Consider the following 17,852-nt stretch of genomic DNA (forward strand, 5'->3'; position numbering starts at 1 on the left):
GGCGTAGCGCTTGTTGCGTGTGGTCGTCCGCCGCAGCAGGCAGTGGTCGGCCACACGCCGAATCTGGTGGTCAGTGCGTAGGTGCCTGATGTTGTTTCAGCTGGCGAACGGTACCTGCGCCGCCTGCTCCGGCCGGGGGTCGTGCGGGTGGTGCCACAGGCCCTGCGCGGCCAGCCGTGGCAGCACTCCCTCACCGAACCAGTACGCCTCCTCCAGGTGCGGATAGCCGGACAGCACGAACTCGTCGATGCCAAGGGCGTGGTACTCGCGGATTCGTTCGACGATCTCGTCGTGGCTGCCGACCAGCGCGGTGCCCGCGCCACCGCGCACGAGGCCGATGCCGGCCCAGAGGTTCGGGTGGATCTCCAGGCTCTCCCGGCTCCCTCCGTGCAAGGCGAGCATGCGCCGCTGTCCCTCCGACTCGCTGCGGGCCAGTCCGGCCTGCACAGATTGCACCGTCTGCGGGTCGAAGCCCGCCAGCAGGCGGTCCGCTTCGGCCCATGCCTGTGTGGAGGTGTCGCGGGTGATGACGTGCAGGCGGATACCGAAGCGGACGGTGCGGCCCTCCTGCGCGGCCAGCGCCCGGATCCAGGCGATCTTCTCTGCGACCTGGGCGGGCGGCTCACCCCAGGTGAGGTACACGTCGGCGTGCCGTGCGGCGACCTCCCCGGCCACGGGGGACGAGCCGCCGAAGTACACCTCGGGCACCGGGTCGGGTACCCGGGCGAGCTTCGCCTCCTCGAGTTGGAGGTGCTCCCCCGCCAGGTCGACGGTCTTTCCGTCCCACAACTCCCGTACAACGTGGAGGAATTCGCCAGTACGGCGGTAGCGGGCGTCCTTGTCGAGGAAGTCGCCGTAGGCGCGCTGCTCGTGGCCCTCGCCGCCCGTGACGACGTTGAGCAGGAGCCGACCTCCGGTCTGCCGCTGGAAGGTGGCGGCCATCTGCGCGGCGAGGGTGGGCGAGACGAAGCCGGGGCGGAAGGCGACCAGGAACTTCAGGCGCTCGCTGTGCTGGGAGACCATGGCAGTGGTCAGCCACGCGTCCTCACACCAGGCACCGGTGGGGGTGAGCGCACCCACGAATCCCAGGTTTTCGGCGGCGCGGGCGATCTGGCTCAGGTAGGCCACTGTCGGCGGCCGGTCTGGTCCCAACGCGGTGGCCGGGGTGCCGTGGCCGCCGCCGACGACATGGCGGCTGTCGCCGTTGGTCGGAAGGAACCAGTGGAAGGTGAGGGACACGTGAGGTCTCCGATCTGAATGCCCACTGCCCGTCACAGCAGGCCGTGGCGCGGTGGCCGTGTGCCGCTGAGCACGTATCTGCCGATGTGCTGGATCTTCCAGCGGGCCGGGTCGTGCAGGGTGTGGGTGCGGGCGTCACGCCAGTGGCGATGCAGGTTGAGGGAGTTGAGCGCGGAACGGGTGCCGGCCACCTCGAACAGGGCACCGGTCACCTCGACCGCGACGTGTGCCGCGTGTGCCTTGGCGGCGGCCACGGCGATCGACGCCTCGGCCGCCGAGTCGTCGGTGAGGTCGGCGCGCGCCGCGTCCACCGTGCGGGCCGCCTCGCGCAGCAGGGCTTCGGATGCCCGCAGTTTGACGGCGAGTTCACCGAACCGCTGGATCAGCAGCGGGTCCTCGGCAGCCGTCTCGGCCCCGCTTTCGAACCAGGGACGGCTCTTGGTGCGGACGAACTCGGCGGCTTCGGCCAGGGCACCCCCGGCGATTCCCACGTCGATGGCCGCGTGCAGCAGCTGTGCGAGCGCACCGTGGAGTTGGGGTTGCTGGAAGGTGAGGTGATGGGGCAGGACGCGGTCGGCCGGAACGGGCACGGCGTCGAGCCGCACGGTGCCGCTGGCCGTGGTGCGCTGACCCATTCCGTCCCAGTCGTCGATCACGCTGAGGCCGGGGGCGTTTCGGGGGACGTAGGCCACGTGCAGGTTCTCGTCCTCGGCGCGGGCGAGGACCGGGATCCAGTCGGCGAACAGCGCACCCGTGGCGTAGTGCTTGACGCCGGTCAGGACGTAGGAGTGGTCGGAGCGTGGTTCGAGGCGGGTACGGATGTCCTGGACGTGTTTGGTGCCCGCCTCGGACTGGGCGTTGCCGAAGCGGCGTCCGGCGAGCACCTCGGCGAAGAAGAACCTCTGCTGCTTCTGGCTGCCCTGACGGCGTACCACGTTGACGTAGACGAAATGGCTCTGCGGGATCTGGGCGAGGCTTGCGTCGGCTGAGGCCAGCAGCCGGAAGATCTCGGCGAGGGTGAGCATGCTGACGTCTGCACCGCCGTGCTCGGCGGGGACGGTGACGGCGAGGAGCCCCGACGCGGACAGTTTCTCCACCTCGGCCCGTGGGAGCTTGCGTTCGGCGTCGCGTGCGCAGGCCCCGGCGCGGAATTCCTCGGCCAGGGCGGCGGTGACGGCGAGGGCCTCGGCGTCGTCGGCGATCACGTGCGCGGACATGGTGCTCAGCCGGCCGCGGCCAGGATGGGGCTGTGACCCAGCGCCGTCGAAAACTGGTCGATCACCTGGGTGAGTGCCTGGACAGCACTCGCCACGACGGCCACAGAGCCGTCGTCGCGCACGGTGATGTCCTTGTCGAGGGTGAACCAGCCCTGCACGATGTGGGCCGCGCCCATGGAACTGAGGACCGGGCGGAGCGCGTAATCGATGGCCAGGACATGGGCCGTCGACCCGCCGGTGGCCAGCGGCAGCACGGTTTTGCCTGTGAGGGCGTACTGCGGGAGCAGGTCGAGGAGTGCCTTGAGGACGCCGGAGTACGACGCCTTGTAGACGGGGGTGGCGATGACGACGCCGTCTGCGTGGGCGAACAGTTCGGTGACCTCCACGATGGCGGGGTGCCGGAAGTCGGCGCCGAGCAGGGCCTGGGCGGGGATGGTGCGGACGTCCAGCGGGATCACCTCGTGGCCCTGTGCGACGAGCCGGTCGTCGAGGTGGCGCAGCAGCCGGTTGGTGCGGGAGGAGGCGGAAGGGCTGCCGGAGACGGACAGGACGGTGGCCATGGGTCCTCTTTCGGGGAGCGGAGGCGCCCGCGCACGGCGGGCGCCCCCGGGGAAGGGTCAGGAGTACCAGGTGGGTTCGGGCAGTGCGCCTTCGAGGACCCAGCGGCCGACCTCACGGCGCTTGTAGGTGACGGGGTCGTGCAGGGTGTGGGTGCGGACGTTGCGCCAGAAGCGGTCCAGGCCCTCGGCGGTGGTGGTGGACCGGGCGCCGGTCACCTCGAAGATGCGGCTGGTGATCTCCAGGGCGACCTCGGTGGCGCGGGCTTTGACGGCCGCCACGCGCACCTCGAACTCGCCGCGGATCTGCTCGGTGACCGCGCCGGGGTCGTCGTGCAGCGTCTGTCCCTCGGCGGCGACGGCGTCGGCGAGCGCCTCGGCTGCCCAGAGCTTCGCGGTGAGGTCACCGTAGGTGTCGATGACGTGGGGCTCGTCGACCGCGCGCTCGTGGCCGCCGTGCAGCCAGGGCCGGGTCTTGCTGCGGGTGTAGGTGGCCGCCGTCTCCAGCGCGCCGCCGGCGATGCCGAGGTAGAAGCTGACGAAGACGAGCTGGATGGTGGGCACGTTGAGGGTGTTGTAGGTGCGCGGCTGGAACTCCTTGTCGACATAGCCGGCCGCCGAGGACCACGGTGTGCGGACGCCGTCGATGGTGACGCTTCCGCTCTCGGTGAGCCGCTGGCCGATGTTGTCCCAGTCGTCGTGGAAGGTCAGGCCATCGCTGTCGGAGGGCACGATCGCGAAGACATGCTGGTCGGTGCCGTCCAGGGCGCCTTCGAGGACGGTGACGTCGGAGACTTTGCTGCCGGTGGAGAAGGTCTTGCGGCCGGTGAAGACCAGGTCGTCGCCTTCCTCGGTGACGACGACGTCCTTGTCGCGCGGGTTGACGGCCCCGCCGAAGAACCAGCGGTTGCGCGCGGCCTCGGCCTCGATGTGCTCCCACTGTTCGCGGGTGCCGACCAGGCGGGCGGCCCAGTTCCACAGGTAGTGGTAGCCGAGGAGCTGGCCGATGGAGCCATCGGCCTTGGCGACCTCGCGTACGACGCGGTAGGCGGTGGTCCAGTCCTGGCCGGCGCCGCCGTGCTCGAGGGGGCCGAGCAGGGTGACCAGGCCGGAGTCCTTCAGGAGCTGGACCTCGGCGTACGGGGTGGCGCCGGCGCGGTCGCGTGCGGCGGCGTCGGTGGCCAGGACCGCCGCGACCTCGGCGGCGCGTGCGGTCCAGTCCTGGGCGGTCGCCGGGGCGGGGCGGGTCTGCCATTCGGTGGCGGTGGTGGTGCTCATGCGGGTGACCTCTTTCGCGGGGCGGAGCGATGTGGGAGAGGCAGGTGCGGGTCAGACAGGCGCGGGGGCAAAGTGGGGCTCGTCGTCGGGAAGCTGCGTTTCCAGTTCCCGTACGAGAGGCAGCACGTGCTTGCCGAAGTACGCGACCTCCTCGTGGTAGTGCAGAAAGCCGAGGAGAAGGAGGTCGACGCCGAGCCTGCGGTAGGCGACGATGCGCTCGGCGATCTGCTCGGGAGTGCCGATCAGCCCCGTGCGGAAGCCGTCGTTGTACTGGACCAGGTCCTCGAAGGTCGAGTCCTGCCACATGCCCTTGCCGTCGGCGGTGGACCGGCCCGCCTGCTTCACGGCCGCACCGAAGCCCTCGACGGCGTCGGAGTCGGCCTTGGCGACGATCTCCCGGAGGGTGTCGCGGGCCTCGGCCTCGGTGTCGCGGGCGATGAGGAAGCCGTTGAGACCGAACCTGGGTGCCGTGCGGCCCGCTCGGCCCGCCGCGGCGCGTACGTCGTTGATCTGCTCGACGACTCCGTCGAAGTCCTTGCCGTTGGAGAAGTACCAGTCGGAGACCCGGCCGGCCATCTGCCGGGCGGCGGTGGAGTTGCCGCCCTGGAAGATCTCCGGGTGGGGGCGCTCAGGGGCGCTGAGCGGCTTGGGCTTGAGGGAGAAGTCACGCAGCCGGTAGAAGTCACCGGCGAGTTCGGTGTGGTCCTCGGTCCAGATCTGGCGCAGGGCGCGGATGAACTCCTCCGAGCGGCGGTAGCGCTCGTCGTGCTCCAGCCAGGGCTCGCCGAGGGCGGTGAACTCGTCCTTGAACCAGCCACTGACGACGTTGACGGCGAAACGGCCGCCGGACAGGTGATCTGCGGTGGCGCCGAGTTTGGCGAGGACACCCGGGTGCCACAGGCCGGGGTGGACGGCGGCGATGACCTTCAGGCGCTCGGTGGCCAGCAGCAGGGCAAGGCTGAAGCTGGTCGACTCGTGCTGGAACTCGGCACCGTAGCTGGCCATGTAACGGACCTGGCTGAGCGCGTACTCGAAGCCGTTGTTCTCAGCGAGGACGGCGAGTTCGCGGTTGTAGTCGTACCCCCAGTGGGTGCGCTGCTCGATCGTGCTGGTGACCAGTCCCCCGCTGACATTGGGAACCCAATAGGCGAATTTGACGGGCGCGGGCATGCGGAACTCCTGTTGCGGAATGCATGGTTGTTCAGGGACGCCACATCCCGGGAAAGGGGCGGGCGCGCGGCAGCGCACAGTTCAGATGGCGCGGTAAAAACGTGGCAGCGGCGTGTGCGGCGACAGCCGTGGCGTGACCAAGGGGCGGCGGATCGCGAGGATCAGGCCGCTGAGCAACAGGAGGCGCTGGAGACGCGCGCGAGGTCGACATGGCGTCGCCGCGTGAGGTCCAGTCGCATCTTCATGCCGTCGATCGTGGCAGTGGCCGCTGAGGACAGTCAAGGGAAATCCGACCGGTTCCGTATCGCGGACCACCGGATTTCACGAAGCTGTGACAGGGAAACCCTTGAACCGGTCCCGGGACGTAGGAATTCTGCTGCCGTGCGGACAGAACAACTGGAATACATCGCCGCAGTGACGCGTCTCGGCTCGCTGCGCCGGGCCGCGGAGGAACTACGCCTGTCCCAGCCGGCATTGAGCGAAACCGTCAGAAACCTGGAACGCGAACTGGGAGTCGATCTGCTGGAACGCAAACGCACCGGGGCGACGATGAGCGCGGAGGGCCGGGAGCTGCTGCCGCACATCGTCGGCGTACTGGAGGCGGTGGACCGGCTGCGGGCCGCGGCGGGCGAGCAGCACCGCATCAGCCGCATGGTGCGGGTGGGTACGGTCAACGCTGCTACCGTGCCGCTGCTCATCCCGGTGGTGCGCGCCTTCCGTGCCGCGCACCCCGTCACCCAGGTGGAGGTGGTCGCCGCGCAGCAGACGGACATCCACCGGGCCCTGACCGAGGGCGGTTTCGACCTCGGCCTGGTGAACCACCTGGAGGGCGACGACGTGCCGGCCGCCCTGGAGTCGACACAACTGCTGCACGGGCAGCCGGTGGTGTGCCTGCGGCCCGACAGCCCGCTCGCATCCCGAGCCGCGGTGAGCGTGGACGACCTGCTGACCCAGCCCCTGATCGCCATGCGCTCCGGTTACGTCATGAACCGCTATGTGCACCGGCTCCTGAACGGCCGCGCCCCGTCCCTGGCGTACTCCACCGACGGAGCGGAAATGGGCAAGCTGATGGTCGCGCAGGGACTCGGGGCCACTGTACTGCCGGACTTCAGCATCATCGGGGATCCGCTGGAGCGACTCGGCGCCATCACCTACCGGCCATTGGCAGGCGCCCCGCCCCGGGTGCTGCTGATGCTGCAAGGACGCAGAGCCCAGTCCGTGCCGCGGGCGGCGCGTGACCTGCGGGAGACATTCGTGCGCCGGGCTGGGAAGCTGGGCGGGACGCTGAGCTCGTCGCCGAACCAGGAGGCTGATTCGGTGACTGGCTGAGTGGCGGTGCCGTGGTGGTGCCGCAGGGCGACGTCCGCGGCGGCCGGCCAGGCGCTCGGGGCGTTCTCCCGACGGGGTTCCGCCGTGATGCCTCGCCTCCAAGAGACATGGTCGAAAGCGGCCGCAACGGGGATGCGAGCGGGGCGAACACGCCGAAACCCCGCGGTGCCCTGCACGGACACCGGGGACGGTTCGTCGGGTCGCGCAACCGCCAGGCGGAGTTGTGTGAGCGGCGCGGCCACGAGTGCCTGAGGGCGGCGGGGGCCGGTCCCCAGCACGAGCTGGTCGTCACGGACCGCGTCGTGCGCACACTGGCATGCCCATGGCCGTATGGGGCTGCTTCGCCCGGCACCGGACATCATCTTGCCCTGTCACGCGCCACCCGCCCGCACGGAGTGGCAACCCACACAGGGGTGCGGGGCGCCCTAGCAGGCGACGGCGCCCACTGTCATCCGTATGCCGAAAACCGCCACGGCCAAAGGCTCTACCCTGCGCCTCTTTGACCGCGGCAATGGTGGCTGACCCCGGCCAGCCGCCGCCAAGCTGACAGGGCACCGGCAGTGCCAAAGGGCGAGCACGGTCGCGTCTGTCTCGGGTGCGAGTCAGGCACCAGGGGATACGGCGGCCACCGTGAAATAGATGACGCGGCCCACACGCGTGCCCTGCCCGCAGATCGAGGCGAGGTCACTTCGGATCTTGCCTGGGACATCGGTGGCCTGGATGGTGCAGGCCACCACCACCCGCTGGGTGGAGGCCAGCGCTGCGAACAGGGACGTGCCAGGCAGTTCCCTTGGGATGTTGGTCCAGTGGCTTTCGGCGTCCCGGCCCTGGTCCCCGCCGCCGCTGACGCCGCCGGTTGCGAAGTAGGCCAGGATCTCCTCGCGCCAGCGGCGCAGAGTCTTTCGACGTCGCCCTGGCGGTGAGCTTGGCGCGGGGCGTGGCGTAGGGCTGGACCTCGGTCCAGGTCCGACGAGCAGACGCCGGTTCGGGACACCGCCAGATCCGCTTGCGCCATCGCACCCGCACCGGCCGTCCGAAGCACGGAGCGTCGTGCAGCAGCTGGACTTGGCGGCCGTGGCTGATCGCGACCACCCCGCAGTCAGGACAGCCGGTGAGGACGTCGGCGGACTCGACCTCGAGCAGCACGCTGCCGTCCTCGCCGGTGGCCACATCGAGGACATGCATGCTCTGGACACCGATCAGTTCATCAGCCCGCGGACACCACCGGCCAAGAGACGGCGACGGCCCGCAGGCACACGTAGAGTGCGCCAACGTCAGGGTCTTTCAGGAGGAGCAGCTTGGTCGCCGCCGATCGTGAAGGCCCTGACGCCTTCTCAGCTCGCTGACACGCCGAGCAGCAGACCCAGTCGTGGGTCCTTTCTGGGTGGCCCTGAACTGCAGCACCACTGTCGAGATGCGGGGGAGATTGCCACCTCTCCCGCGGATTACTTTGACGAAACGGTCTTGATCTGGGTCGCCGGTCATCGAGTGCCGGGTCGCCGAGCCGCGTTCACCGATTAGCGGCCAGCACTGCCGCGAGGCCTTCTTGCAGATCTTTGACGAAATACTCGGGAACCTCCAGCGACGGGAAATGTCCCCCGCTTTCGGGCGACCTCCATCGGACGATCTGTCGGTACCGCTCCTGTGCCCAGGGGCGCGGACACTTCTCGATGTCGCGGGGATACATACTGATGGCTGACGGGACGTCGACCCGAAGTTCGGGATCGAGCGAGTTGTGGCTTTCGTAGTAAATGCGGGCCGCCGATGCGCCGGTCCGCGTCAGCCAATAGAGGGTGACGTCGTCAAGAATGCTGTCTCTGGAAATCGTCTCGAACGGGCTATCTTCGGTGTCTGACCACTCGGCGAACTTGTCAAGGATCCAGGCAAGAAGGCCGACCGGTGAGTCGACGAGCGAGTAGCCGATGGTCTGCGGTCGGGTTGCCTGCTGCTTCGCGTACGCCGCGCGGTGGCGCCAGAAATCGCAGGTTTCCTCGGTCCACTTGCGCTCGACCGCCGTCAGCCCGTCCGTTGTCAACCCGGGCGGTGCCTCCGCGAATGTTGTGTGGATGCCGAGAACGTGCGCCGGGAACCTGCCGCCGAGGACCGTGGTGATATTACCTCCCCAGTCTCCGCCGTGGGCTGCGAACTTGCTGTAGCCGAGCCTTCCCATCAGTTCCACCCATGCGGCCGCGATCTTTTCGGTTCCCCACCCGGTGGTGGCCGGCTTGTCGCTGTAACCAAAGCCTGGTAGCGACGGGACCACGACGTGGAACGCTGGCGTGTCTGCATCTTTTGGATCTGCCAGCTCGTCTACTACATCGATGAACTCAGCAATGCTGCCTGGCCAGCCGTGCGTCAGGATCAGAGGAGTGGCATCTGCGCGCGCGGATCGGCGGTGCAGGAAGTGGATTCCCAGGTCATCAATGGTCGTGCGGAACTGGCCGATACGGTTGAGGCGCTCTTCGAACGACCGCCAGTTGTACCCGGTGCGCCAGTAGTTCACGACATCGGCGAGGTCGGCGAGAGGAACGCCCTGTTCCCATCGGCGAGGGCCGGGCGCGGCGCGATAGACCGTCTCAGCCTCCGGTAGTCGCGCCGCGGCTAGTCGCGCGCGCAGATCGTCGAGGTCAGCGTCAGTTGCGTGGGCTTCAAATGCTTGCACGTCGCTGGTTGGACGGGGCATGAGACCTCCTGGCCATCGCGGCACCGGCTATGACCTTCGCGAACCGGCTAAGACGGTTCTAGCATGTCTTCATGCCAGCGTGGAACCAGCTAAGGTGGTTCCATGCGTGCTGGGTTCCCTGACTTCCGCCTCGGTAACGTGCTGGCGACCAGCTTCACGGGGACTCTGTCGGAGCGTCATGGCAACGCTGTGGAGCGCATTCCCACGCCGCACCGACTCATCGACTGGCTGGCAGTGAACGGCCTCGCCGTGGACTCCTGCACCACTGCCCAGCTCGAACTCGCTCGGGAACTGAGGGAGTCGATTCACATCGCCGCGACAGCGGCCGCGATCCAGGACGCTCTCCCTGCATCCGCTGTCCAAGTCATCAATGACTGCAGTGCTGAGGGTCGGGCTGCTGCGATCCTGACGCCCGAGGGTAAGCGGCAATGGCGGCTCAGCTCGGGTTCCTGCGTGGAAGATGCCCTCAGCGTGATCGCCGCCGATGCGATCAGCATCATTGCAGGCGAACGAGACGGAAGATTGGCCTTGTGTGCATCACCAACCTGCCAAGCCGCCTTCTTCGACACCAGCCAAAGTCGCACCCGCAAATGGTGTGACATGAACACGTGCGGGAATCGTCAGAAGAAAGCACGCTTCAACGCCAACCAGCGCAAACACCACAGATCAGCGGAGTGATCGTTACGCTCGGTACATCCAAGGGGGCCCCACGCCTGCGACACATCTGTCGCGGTGGATGCACCCCAACGGCACACTAACCTTGACTCTGTCGGGGATCTTGATGTTGAGGTCAGCTGCCGAGAGTTCGCCAGGACTTCGTCCGGGGGATCCCCTGCTGGTCCAGCAAGGTCTGGAAGGCGGTCGGCGGCCTCGATGAAGAGGTTTCCTCGGTAACTGGCCGACCACTGAGTCGCTCGATGTTCACGGCGATGGCCGTGAGTACGTGTTGCAGGTGGGCTTTCGGCTGTCCTCGGTAGCGGCAGTGGCGCATGCCGTGTCCGTGGGCGAACTCGTTGATAGTGCCCTCCATGCCGGAGCGGACCGCGTAGCGGGCCTTCCAGTCGGACGTCTGCTGCTCGGTGCGGACGCGGACTTGCAGGTCGCGGAGTTCTCGCGGGGGAAAGCCCATATTGCGGGCGTTCTCGCGGGAGCTGGTGCACCGGGTGCGGTCCGGACACGGCTGGCACTGACTTCTTGGTGAATCTCGCCACGATCAACGGGGCGGCGGTGGGCGAGGAGGTCGGGTAGGGGCCGTGCCAGCCCTTGCTGACCTGGCCCCGGGGGCAGGTGACTTGCCGCCGGTCGAAGTCGATGCGGAAGTCGTCCCGGTCGAATCCTTCGTTCCTGCGGTGCTGACGGGTGGGGTTGCCCGGCAGAGGCCCGCTGACGGTGACCTGGTGTTCGCGCTCGGCTCGTTCCAGGTGCACCAGGGAGGTGTAGCCGCCGTCGACCAGGTGCTCGGCGGGCAACAGACCACGACACTCCAGGCGCGTGTGAATGCCGGGCAGGGCCTGGGCGTCCTTCGTGGCGGCCGAGGTGGTGGCCACATCCGTGATCACGTTGACGCTGCTGGAAGCACACGTCTCGGTGACATGGGCGGCGAACCCCTTCCAGCTGATGATGTGCCCGTGACGGACGTAACGCGCGGTGGTGTCGTAGGGGGAGACGATCGCCGAGGAGGAGGACGGCAGCCCGCCGTCATCAGCAGTGCGCCAGCACAGGCGGCCTGTCGCGTCGCGGTAGTAGTTCTGCACGACGATCTGCCGCAGAGCCTCGGCCTGCGGGCCGGGACGGTAGCCCGGTCCGGTCCGGTGGAGGTGCTCCAGCAGCCGGCAGGCGTCGTCGCCGGCGGCGAGGATCCGGGTCTTGGGCCGGGTGGGGTTCTTGCCCAGGCGGACCGGACGGCCATAGCGACGCCCCCACTCCTCGTCAATCAGGCCGACCAACAGATGCCCGGCCGTACGGGCCACTTCCTCCAGCGCAGCACGGACCGCCTCGGTGATCAGTTCCAGCCCACACGATCTGCTGCAGCTTCTGCCCCTCCTGGTCAGCCAGTCTGCGTACACGGACAGGCTCAGCCACCGCGCCTCCACCGGTCGAATCGGTGCACCGCAGCCGGGCCCTTCGAAGCACTCGCTGTAGGCCTCCCCCGGCGCCGACCAGGACGAGCGCGCTGGCTGTGGAAAGCGCAACAGACTGTTGCTGTATCCCTTGTCGGCCGCGAGGCTGTCGGGCTTCGTGCGCGGCCTATTTGGCCCGATGCGGGGGACGCGGATCTTCTCCAGCACGGCCTTGAACTGGGTGCAATCCGCCCGCTGCCCGCCGTTGACAATCCGGGGCACGGGCGGCAGCGGCCGTCTGCGCTCAGGTGGACACTGGTCGCCCCGATACACCGCTCGGGCCGATGCAAGCACCCGACCACCGCCGTCCGGCACCCATGGCGGGGCACATACCTTTGGCCGTTGCTCTCTGGCGGCGGCCAGTTCCGCGGTGTAGCGTCGCTGACAGATGTCGTGGTTCGCAGAACCTGCCCGCGCTCCGGCGTGGGCGCTTTGCTGTGCAGTGCAGGACCAGGGCGATCACCTCCGGGTCCGCGCGGTGCGGATCCGATATCGACTGAGAGGCACCAGCATGGCCAGCGGAACCGTCAAGTGGTTCAACTCCGAAAAGGGCTTCGGCTTCATCGCCCAGGACGGCGGCGGCCCGGACGTCTTCGCGCACTACTCCAACATCAACTCCTCCGGCTACCGTGAGCTCCAAGAAGGCCAGGCCGTGACCTTCGACGTCACGCAGGGCCAGAAGGGCCCGCAGGCGGAGAACATCACCCCCGCCTGACCTCGCGGCTGGGCATCAGCAGGCCCCGGAGCATGCGCTCCGGGGCCTGGTGCATCCTGCTCGGTCAGGTGATCCAGGTCTTCACGGCTGCGGCGGTGTCGCGGATCGTGAGGCGCCCGTCGGTGACGGCGGCGACGAGGTCGGCGGCGGCGTCGGTAGTCACCTTGATCTGATGGCCGCTGGCCTGGAGATAAGCGGCGGCGACCATCGCGGCGAAGAGTTCGTTGCTGTGCTCAAGTGCGGGGACGCGGGCGACGCAGTGCAGTAGAGCGGCGGCCCGGTGGTGGGGCTCGGGGTAGACGAGGGCCCCCATGACCGTGTGGCGATGGCGGGCTGCAGCGGCGGCCATGGCGCCGTAGTCGGTGACGTCCGGATCGCCGGGGACATACGTCTGGGCGACCTCCAGGAGCCAACTCTCGTCGATGGAGACGATCGGTGCCATCAGGCGGCGGTCTGCCCCTCGCCGGTGCCGAAGCGGGTGGCGAAGCCTTCGGCGTGCTCGGCGGCGAACGTCTTGGCGGCCTCGGTGAACCGGGCGCGCGTGATGTCGGCGGTCAGCAGCTTGGCTGCGTATTGCTCTGGCTCGGCGTGCCCGCCGGCCGCGAGGCGCTCCAGTTGCTCGTAGGTCTCGTCGTCGACCTCGATACGGATTTCCCTGGCCATGCCCCTCACGGTATCGGGACTGACCGGGCGGGGGGGAGGGCAGATGCCCGAACAGACCAGGCGTAGTGCCGCACAAACCTGCGGCACGGGCAGCCGCCAGGTGCCTTCCCCGTGAGACCGAAAGGTGCGCCCAACTCTCCCCACCGGAGGATCACAGCCCGGCAGCGGGCCGGATCAGCCGTGTGCCTGCCTGCCTCCGGTTCGCCGGGGCCCCGACTGGCTATGTCAGTTTCAGAGGGAGTCATTTCGAAGCGACTTCGGGAGTCATTCTGGGGCGGGCATCGTGATCAATGTCAGTGACTTTTGATGTCACTCGGCCGCTGCGGGGCCACTCGGTCCGGTTCCAGGCTTCTCTGAACCAGACCATCGCTCTGGCTTGCGGGAGTCGCCTCGGGCCGCTGCTTCGCGTTCGGCTCTTGCTGCCGTGAGTGAGGTTCTTGACCCTCACGTGGCGTCAGGCTGCATAGTCGGTGCCGTGGAGGATCACTGGACCGTGGGACGCGTGGCCGAGCTGGCCGGCGTGAGCGTTCGCACGCCTGCATCACTATGACGAGATCAGGCTCGTTCAGCCGTCGGCGCGGACCGCGGCCGGATACCGGGCTTATTCGGCAGGCGACGTGGAGCGGCTGCGGGAGGTGCTGGCCTATCGGCGGTTGGGCTTCGGGCTGCGGGAGGTTGCGGAACTGGTCGGCGACCCGTCCACCGACGCGGTCGCGCACCTGCGCCGACTGCGCGGCCTGCTGCTGGAGCGGCGTGATCGCGCTGACGCCATGGTGGCGGCCATTGACAGGGAACTTGAGGCACGGGCGAAGGGACTGATGGTGACGCCGGAGGAGCAGCTGGAGATGCTCGGTGCACGGCTGTACGACGCGATCGGCGGCGCTTACACCGCGACACGGCGTACCGAGCCGCGGATCGCCGCGCGGATCTGGGACGCGCTCGGGGACGCGCAGACGGTGCTGAACGTCGGGGCCGGCACCGGCTCCTACGAGCCTGCTGATCGCGACGTGACCGCGGTGGAGCCATCGGCGGTCATGCGGGGGCAGCGGCCAGTTGGCTCGGCGCCGTGCGTGGCCGCTGCCGCGGAGAGCCTGCCGTTCGAGGATCAGTCCGTCGACGTCGCGATGGCCGTCTCCACCGTTCACCACTGGGGGGACCCGGTAGCGGGGCTGCGCGAGATGCGGCGCGTGGCCCGCCGCGTGGTGGTGCTCACGTTCGACACCGACGAGCCCGGATGGCAGGACCGGTTCTGGCTCACCCGCGACTACCTGCCCGAGTTCGCCTCCGTCCTCGCGGAGTTTCCCTCGCTTGCTGGGATGGCCGGCGCGATCGGCGCCCGCGCTGAGCCGGTGCCCATCCCGTGGGACTGCGCTGACGGCCTGTTCGAGGCGTACTGGCGCCGACCGGGGGCGTATCTGGAGGATCATGTGCGCCGTGCGATGTCGGTGTGGACGAGGGTCGGGCCAAAGGCCGAGCAGCGGGCGGTGCGAAGCCTCAGCGCCGACCTCGACTCCGGCCGGTGGGCCGAGCGCAACAGCGGCCTCGCCGACCTCGACGCGGCAGATCTCGGCCTCCGCCTGCTCATAGCTTGACCCGCGTCGCAGGTTCAGCGTCATGGCGGCTCCTGGACGGCCCGCTGGTGCTTGACCCAGCGGGTCTGGCGGATCTGCCCAGCGGCTCGCGCTCCGCCGGACGCTACTCGGTGCGCAGCGCCGTGGCCGTAGGGGCCTTGGCCGCCCAGCCGGCCGGAACCAGCGCGCCCAACATCGCGATTACGACCCCGCCCAGCCCCAGCAGGACCAGCTGAGCAGGGCCGTACACACCGAGGACCGACGACGGCATACGGGTGCCTACGGCACGCCCCATCATCGGCATGACAACGTGGTGCAGCGCGTACCCCGCCGGTACGCCGATCAGCCCGCCGACCACGCCGATCGCGGTCACCGAGGCGAGCACCAGGCTGATGGTCTGCCGCGGCGACATGCCGATCGCCTTGCAGACGCCCAGGTCGCGGATGCGTTGCCGGGTGTCCAGGACGACGGAGTTGAGCACGCCGAGGCCCGCTACGGCGACCAGCATGAGGGTGAGCAGCACCGCCATCGCGTCCATGATGAGGATGACGCCCTTCTGCTCCGAGGGCGGGATGGTCGTGGCGTCGCCGCCCAGAGGCTGTACCACCGCCGCGAGCTTCGCTGCGAACTCGTCGGCCGAGACGCCGGACTTCACGTCGGCGAGAAAGGTACTGGGCTCGGCCGAGGGGAAGTTGGCCATGTCCGCGTGGATCTCCAGCTCATGGCCCGAGGTGTCGAAGGACTCACCGACGATCCGCAGGTCGGCGGTCTCCTTCTCGTAGGTCACCCGCACCGTGTCACCGACCTTGGTGCTGGTCCGTTCCAGGAAGCGTGAAGGCACCACGACCTGCCCCTTGCCGGTGATCCAGTGCCCGGAGAGCATGTCGTAACTGCCGGAGCGGGAATCCCCTTCGTAGAGGCTGGCCTGGACCGAGCCGGAGACCTGGGCCACGGCGACCTCGGTCTGGAGCTTGCCGTAGTACGACTTCAGCCCCGCCTCGGACTTGAGGGCGGCCCGCACCTTCGCCGGATCGGCGACCTTGGGCCTGGACGTGCCGGCCGTGCTGCTGCTGACGGGAGACGGGCTTGCCGCGTCGTCCACCGCAGGAGGCTCCGGCGGCGCAGGAGGAGCGATGTCGTCCAGCTTGACCGTCGTGACCGTGACCGCGGCACGGCTCTCGGGGTCCTGCGAGGCGCCAACCGCACTCAGGGACGAGGTCAGTCCCACCGCGAAGGTCGCCGCGACCGTGCCGAACGCCACCGCGAGCAGCAGCGCGAGGGCACGCACCGGATGCGTGAAGGGGGTGGCGAGGCCGTAGGTCACCGGCCGAGGCAGGGGCAGCCGTCCCATCACCCGGTGCGCCCACTGCCCGCGCCCCGTGCGCGGTGCCCGGCCGACCGCGATGGCCTCGACCGTGTGCAGGCGTCCGGCGCGCAGTGCCGGGACCAGCGCCGCGAGTCCCACGACGAGCAGTGCGGCGGCCGGCACCGCGACATCCACCCACCAGGCCACCGAGAGCGAGACGGTGCCGTACATCTCCTGGGTGTCCGCCAGCAGCGGCACCGCCAGGAGGTTGCCCAGCACAACGCCCACGGCGATGCCGGCACCGGCCGGAATCAGCGCCTGGGCCACGTAGGCGCGGACGACCTCGCGCGGAGTGAAGCCGATGGCCTTGAGGATGCCGATCCTGCGCAGGCTGGTGCCGACCGCACCGCTGATCACACTGCTGACGATGATCACCGACATCACGATGCCGAGCACACCGAAAGCCATCACGAACGGGACGGTCGCCGCCGCACCCTGATCAGCGGCGCGCTTGGTGTCCAGCCAGGACTGGGTACCCAGCAGCGCCCCGGACTTCACGGAGGCGGCGAGCTTCGCCCGGTCGGCGAGGATCTGCCTCTTCGTGCTCGCGGAGTCGAAGCGGTAGAGCATCTGACTCGTGACGGTGTTGCCCTGCGAAGCCAGCGCGTCGACCTGCGCCGAGGTCGCCCAGGCGTCGGCGGACCTGCCGGCCGACACGGCGAAGCCGACGACCGTAAGTGTCGGGGCGTTGGCGGCGTCCGACGCCTTGAAGGTGGAGCCGATCTCGACGGAGGGGCCCTCGAACGACGCGCCGAGCACGATCTCGCCCGGCTTCTGCGCCCACCGGCCGGACTTCAGTTCCACGCGGTCCACGTCACCGTCCGGACCGGACCGCCCGACCAGGGTCAGCGTCGGCATTTGGAAGCCTGACTGGTCCACCGGGCGGAACGCCGTGGACGGGTACGGCCCAGCGCTCGCCGTGACACCGGCCAGCTTCCCGGTCTCCGCCAGCTGCGCCGCACTCGCCTTGGCCGGATCGAACTGTGCGGTGATGTGCGCGCCCCGCTGCTTGTTGAAGGCGTGGTCGAAGGGGGCGGCTGCGGCGACCATGAGCGACCCGGCAACCACGGCCGAGGCCACGGCCATCATCGTGGCCACGGCGATCACCACTGTCTGCACCCGCCGCCGGCCCACCCCGGAGCGTACGACCCGGCCCAGCGCGCCGGGACCGAACAGGCTCATCGGACGGCCTGCGCGTACGAGTCGAGGGCGACCTGACCGTCGACCAGGTGAATCGTGCGGCTCGCGCACGCCTCCGCCAGCGTCAGGTCATGCGTCACCAGCACGATGGTCTGTCCCCCGCGGTGCAGATCCATCAGCAGATTGCGGACGTCGTGGCCCGAGGCGGTGTCGAGCGCGCCGGTGGGCTCGTCAGCGAGCAGCAGCGCGGGCCGGTTGATCAACGCCCGGGCGACCGCGACCCGCTGGCGTTCACCTCCGGACAGCCGGCCCGGGTAGGCGCGGGCATGTTTCTGGATGCCCAGCATCTCCATGAGCTCACCCGCGCGGGCCGCGGCCTTGCGCCGGCTGGTCCCGGTCAGCTGGGCCGGGAGCTGGATGTTGTCGGTGACAGTGAGGTCGTCGAGAAGATTGAAGAACTGGAAGGCCATGCCGATGTGCTCGCGACGGAACCTGGCGAGTGCGTGCTCGCTCAACTGGTCGATCCGTCGCCCGGCCACGATCACGGCTCCATCGGTCGGCTTGTCCAGGCCGGCGACGAGGTTCAGCAGGGTGGACTTGCCGCTGCCGGAAGGGCCCGTCACGGCAAGGGCCTCACCCTTGGCGACGCTGAACGTGAGCGGTCCGAGTGCCGGCGCGCCGGCGCTGTCGTAGCGCTTCGCCGCACCCTCCAGCTCGATCACTTGATGCATACGAGTTGTCCGTCCTTCACGGTCGCGAGGCACATGCCGTTTTGTCGGCCCCGCGAATCTAAAGGCTGCCGCG

General features: G+C 68.9%; 16 protein-coding genes and 1 pseudogene. 4 read left to right on the forward strand and 13 right to left on the reverse strand.

Annotation, left to right across the window (positions count from 1 at the left end):
- Window positions 1-96: 96 nt before the first annotated feature.
- From ACY34J_RS24120 to ACY34J_RS24145, 6 genes are all read right to left on the reverse strand, one after another.
- Window positions 97-1,239, reverse strand: coding sequence for an LLM class flavin-dependent oxidoreductase (locus ACY34J_RS24120; RefSeq protein ID WP_462728743.1), 1,143 nt, complete (start codon window positions 1,237-1,239; stop codon window positions 97-99).
- 32 nt (window positions 1,240-1,271) lie between these two features.
- The gene (locus ACY34J_RS24125) at window positions 1,272-2,456 is read right to left on the reverse strand and encodes an SfnB family sulfur acquisition oxidoreductase (protein ID WP_462728742.1); all 1,185 of its coding nucleotides are present in this window, start codon (window positions 2,454-2,456) and stop codon (window positions 1,272-1,274) included.
- Window positions 2,457-2,461: 5 nt separating this feature from the next.
- Window positions 2,462-3,016, reverse strand: a complete 555-nt coding sequence (ssuE, locus tag ACY34J_RS24130) for an NADPH-dependent FMN reductase (protein ID WP_462728741.1) — start codon at window positions 3,014-3,016, stop codon at window positions 2,462-2,464.
- Window positions 3,017-3,073: 57 nt separating this feature from the next.
- Window positions 3,074-4,291, reverse strand: coding sequence for an acyl-CoA dehydrogenase family protein (locus ACY34J_RS24135; RefSeq protein ID WP_462728740.1), 1,218 nt, complete (start codon window positions 4,289-4,291; stop codon window positions 3,074-3,076).
- 51 nt (window positions 4,292-4,342) lie between these two features.
- Window positions 4,343-5,461 carry a dimethylsulfone monooxygenase SfnG gene (gene sfnG, locus ACY34J_RS24140; RefSeq protein WP_462728739.1) on the reverse strand — a complete coding sequence of 373 codons (1,119 nt, stop codon included), beginning with the start codon at window positions 5,459-5,461 and terminating at the stop codon, window positions 4,343-4,345.
- A 161-nt stretch (window positions 5,462-5,622) separates the two neighbouring features.
- Window positions 5,623-5,706, reverse strand: a complete 84-nt coding sequence (locus ACY34J_RS24145) for a putative leader peptide (RefSeq protein ID WP_351532065.1) — start codon at window positions 5,704-5,706, stop codon at window positions 5,623-5,625.
- 136 nt (window positions 5,707-5,842) lie between these two features.
- Here ACY34J_RS24145 and ACY34J_RS24150 point away from each other — a divergent pair, with 136 nt between their 5' ends.
- A complete protein-coding gene (locus ACY34J_RS24150; RefSeq protein WP_462728738.1) occupies window positions 5,843-6,790 on the forward strand; it encodes a LysR family transcriptional regulator in 948 nt (315 codons plus the stop codon).
- Between the two features lie 684 nt (window positions 6,791-7,474).
- Here ACY34J_RS24150 and ACY34J_RS24155 read toward each other — a convergent pair.
- Both ACY34J_RS24155 and ACY34J_RS24160 read right to left on the reverse strand, forming a co-directional pair.
- Window positions 7,475-7,975, reverse strand: coding sequence for a transposase family protein (locus tag ACY34J_RS24155; RefSeq protein ID WP_462728737.1), 501 nt, complete (start codon window positions 7,973-7,975; stop codon window positions 7,475-7,477).
- 325 nt (window positions 7,976-8,300) lie between these two features.
- Window positions 8,301-9,473 carry an epoxide hydrolase family protein gene (locus ACY34J_RS24160; protein WP_462728736.1) on the reverse strand — a complete coding sequence of 391 codons (1,173 nt, stop codon included), beginning with the start codon at window positions 9,471-9,473 and terminating at the stop codon, window positions 8,301-8,303.
- Between the two features lie 102 nt (window positions 9,474-9,575).
- Between ACY34J_RS24160 and ACY34J_RS24165 the strand changes: the two genes are divergently transcribed.
- A complete protein-coding gene (locus tag ACY34J_RS24165) occupies window positions 9,576-10,151 on the forward strand; it encodes a CGNR zinc finger domain-containing protein (RefSeq protein ID WP_462728735.1) in 576 nt (191 codons plus the stop codon).
- Here the strand turns inward: ACY34J_RS24165 and ACY34J_RS24170 are convergent.
- A complete protein-coding gene (locus tag ACY34J_RS24170) occupies window positions 10,094-11,815 on the reverse strand; it encodes a hypothetical protein (protein ID WP_462728734.1) in 1,722 nt (573 codons plus the stop codon). The two genes, ACY34J_RS24165 and ACY34J_RS24170, sit on opposite strands and share 58 nt — an antisense overlap.
- A gap of 289 nt (window positions 11,816-12,104) precedes the next feature.
- On the opposite strand from ACY34J_RS24170, the gene ACY34J_RS24175 reads away from it, so the two are divergent.
- Window positions 12,105-12,308, forward strand: coding sequence for a cold-shock protein (locus ACY34J_RS24175; RefSeq protein WP_462728733.1), 204 nt, complete (start codon window positions 12,105-12,107; stop codon window positions 12,306-12,308).
- A 64-nt stretch (window positions 12,309-12,372) separates the two neighbouring features.
- On the opposite strand, the gene ACY34J_RS24180 is transcribed toward ACY34J_RS24175, so the two are convergent.
- Window positions 12,373-12,750: a fic family toxin-antitoxin system, toxin component gene (locus tag ACY34J_RS24180; protein ID WP_462728732.1), complete on the reverse strand. Its 378-nt coding sequence runs from the start codon at window positions 12,748-12,750 to the stop codon at window positions 12,373-12,375.
- Window positions 12,750-12,971 (reverse strand): hypothetical protein, encoded by a 222-nt coding sequence (locus ACY34J_RS24185; RefSeq protein ID WP_462728731.1) that lies wholly within the window; start codon window positions 12,969-12,971, stop codon window positions 12,750-12,752. Before ACY34J_RS24185 ends, ACY34J_RS24180 begins: the two co-directional genes overlap by 1 nt.
- Window positions 12,972-13,464: 493 nt before the next feature.
- On the opposite strand from ACY34J_RS24185, the pseudogene ACY34J_RS24190 reads away from it, so the two are divergent.
- Window positions 13,465-14,563 (forward strand): annotated as a pseudogene (locus ACY34J_RS24190) (MerR family transcriptional regulator).
- Between the two features lie 103 nt (window positions 14,564-14,666).
- Here the strand turns inward: ACY34J_RS24190 and ACY34J_RS24195 are convergent.
- Together ACY34J_RS24195 and ACY34J_RS24200 are read right to left on the reverse strand one after the other, a co-directional pair.
- The gene (locus ACY34J_RS24195) at window positions 14,667-17,090 is read right to left on the reverse strand and encodes an ABC transporter permease (protein WP_462728730.1); all 2,424 of its coding nucleotides are present in this window, start codon (window positions 17,088-17,090) and stop codon (window positions 14,667-14,669) included.
- On the reverse strand, window positions 17,087-17,779 hold the full coding sequence (locus tag ACY34J_RS24200; protein WP_462728729.1) for an ABC transporter ATP-binding protein: 693 nt from the start codon (window positions 17,777-17,779) through the stop codon (window positions 17,087-17,089). The genes ACY34J_RS24195 and ACY34J_RS24200 overlap by 4 nt, the downstream gene beginning before the upstream one ends.
- Window positions 17,780-17,852 lie beyond the last annotated feature (73 nt).

It is taken from the genome of Streptomyces sp. HSS9-12 (assembly GCF_054963655.1).

Coding starts and splice junctions, on each gene's coding strand:
- ACY34J_RS24125 (WP_462728742.1), bottom strand. CDS start 2,456: ATGTCCGCGCACGTGATCGCCGACGACGCCGAGGCCCTCGCCGTCACC.
- ssuE (WP_462728741.1), bottom strand. CDS start 3,016: ATGGCCACCGTCCTGTCCGTCTCCGGCAGCCCTTCCGCCTCCTCCCGC.
- ACY34J_RS24135 (WP_462728740.1), bottom strand. CDS start 4,291: ATGAGCACCACCACCGCCACCGAATGGCAGACCCGCCCCGCCCCGGCG.
- sfnG (WP_462728739.1), bottom strand. CDS start 5,461: ATGCCCGCGCCCGTCAAATTCGCCTATTGGGTTCCCAATGTCAGCGGG.
- ACY34J_RS24145 (WP_351532065.1), bottom strand. CDS start 5,706: ATGAAGATGCGACTGGACCTCACGCGGCGACGCCATGTCGACCTCGCG.
- ACY34J_RS24155 (WP_462728737.1), bottom strand. CDS start 7,975: ATGCATGTCCTCGATGTGGCCACCGGCGAGGACGGCAGCGTGCTGCTC.
- ACY34J_RS24160 (WP_462728736.1), bottom strand. CDS start 9,473: ATGCCCCGTCCAACCAGCGACGTGCAAGCATTTGAAGCCCACGCAACT.
- ACY34J_RS24165 (WP_462728735.1), top strand. CDS start 9,576: ATGCGTGCTGGGTTCCCTGACTTCCGCCTCGGTAACGTGCTGGCGACC.
- ACY34J_RS24175 (WP_462728733.1), top strand. CDS start 12,105: ATGGCCAGCGGAACCGTCAAGTGGTTCAACTCCGAAAAGGGCTTCGGC.
- ACY34J_RS24180 (WP_462728732.1), bottom strand. CDS start 12,750: ATGGCACCGATCGTCTCCATCGACGAGAGTTGGCTCCTGGAGGTCGCC.
- ACY34J_RS24185 (WP_462728731.1), bottom strand. CDS start 12,971: ATGGCCAGGGAAATCCGTATCGAGGTCGACGACGAGACCTACGAGCAA.
- ACY34J_RS24195 (WP_462728730.1), bottom strand. CDS start 17,090: ATGAGCCTGTTCGGTCCCGGCGCGCTGGGCCGGGTCGTACGCTCCGGG.
- ACY34J_RS24200 (WP_462728729.1), bottom strand. CDS start 17,779: ATGCATCAAGTGATCGAGCTGGAGGGTGCGGCGAAGCGCTACGACAGC.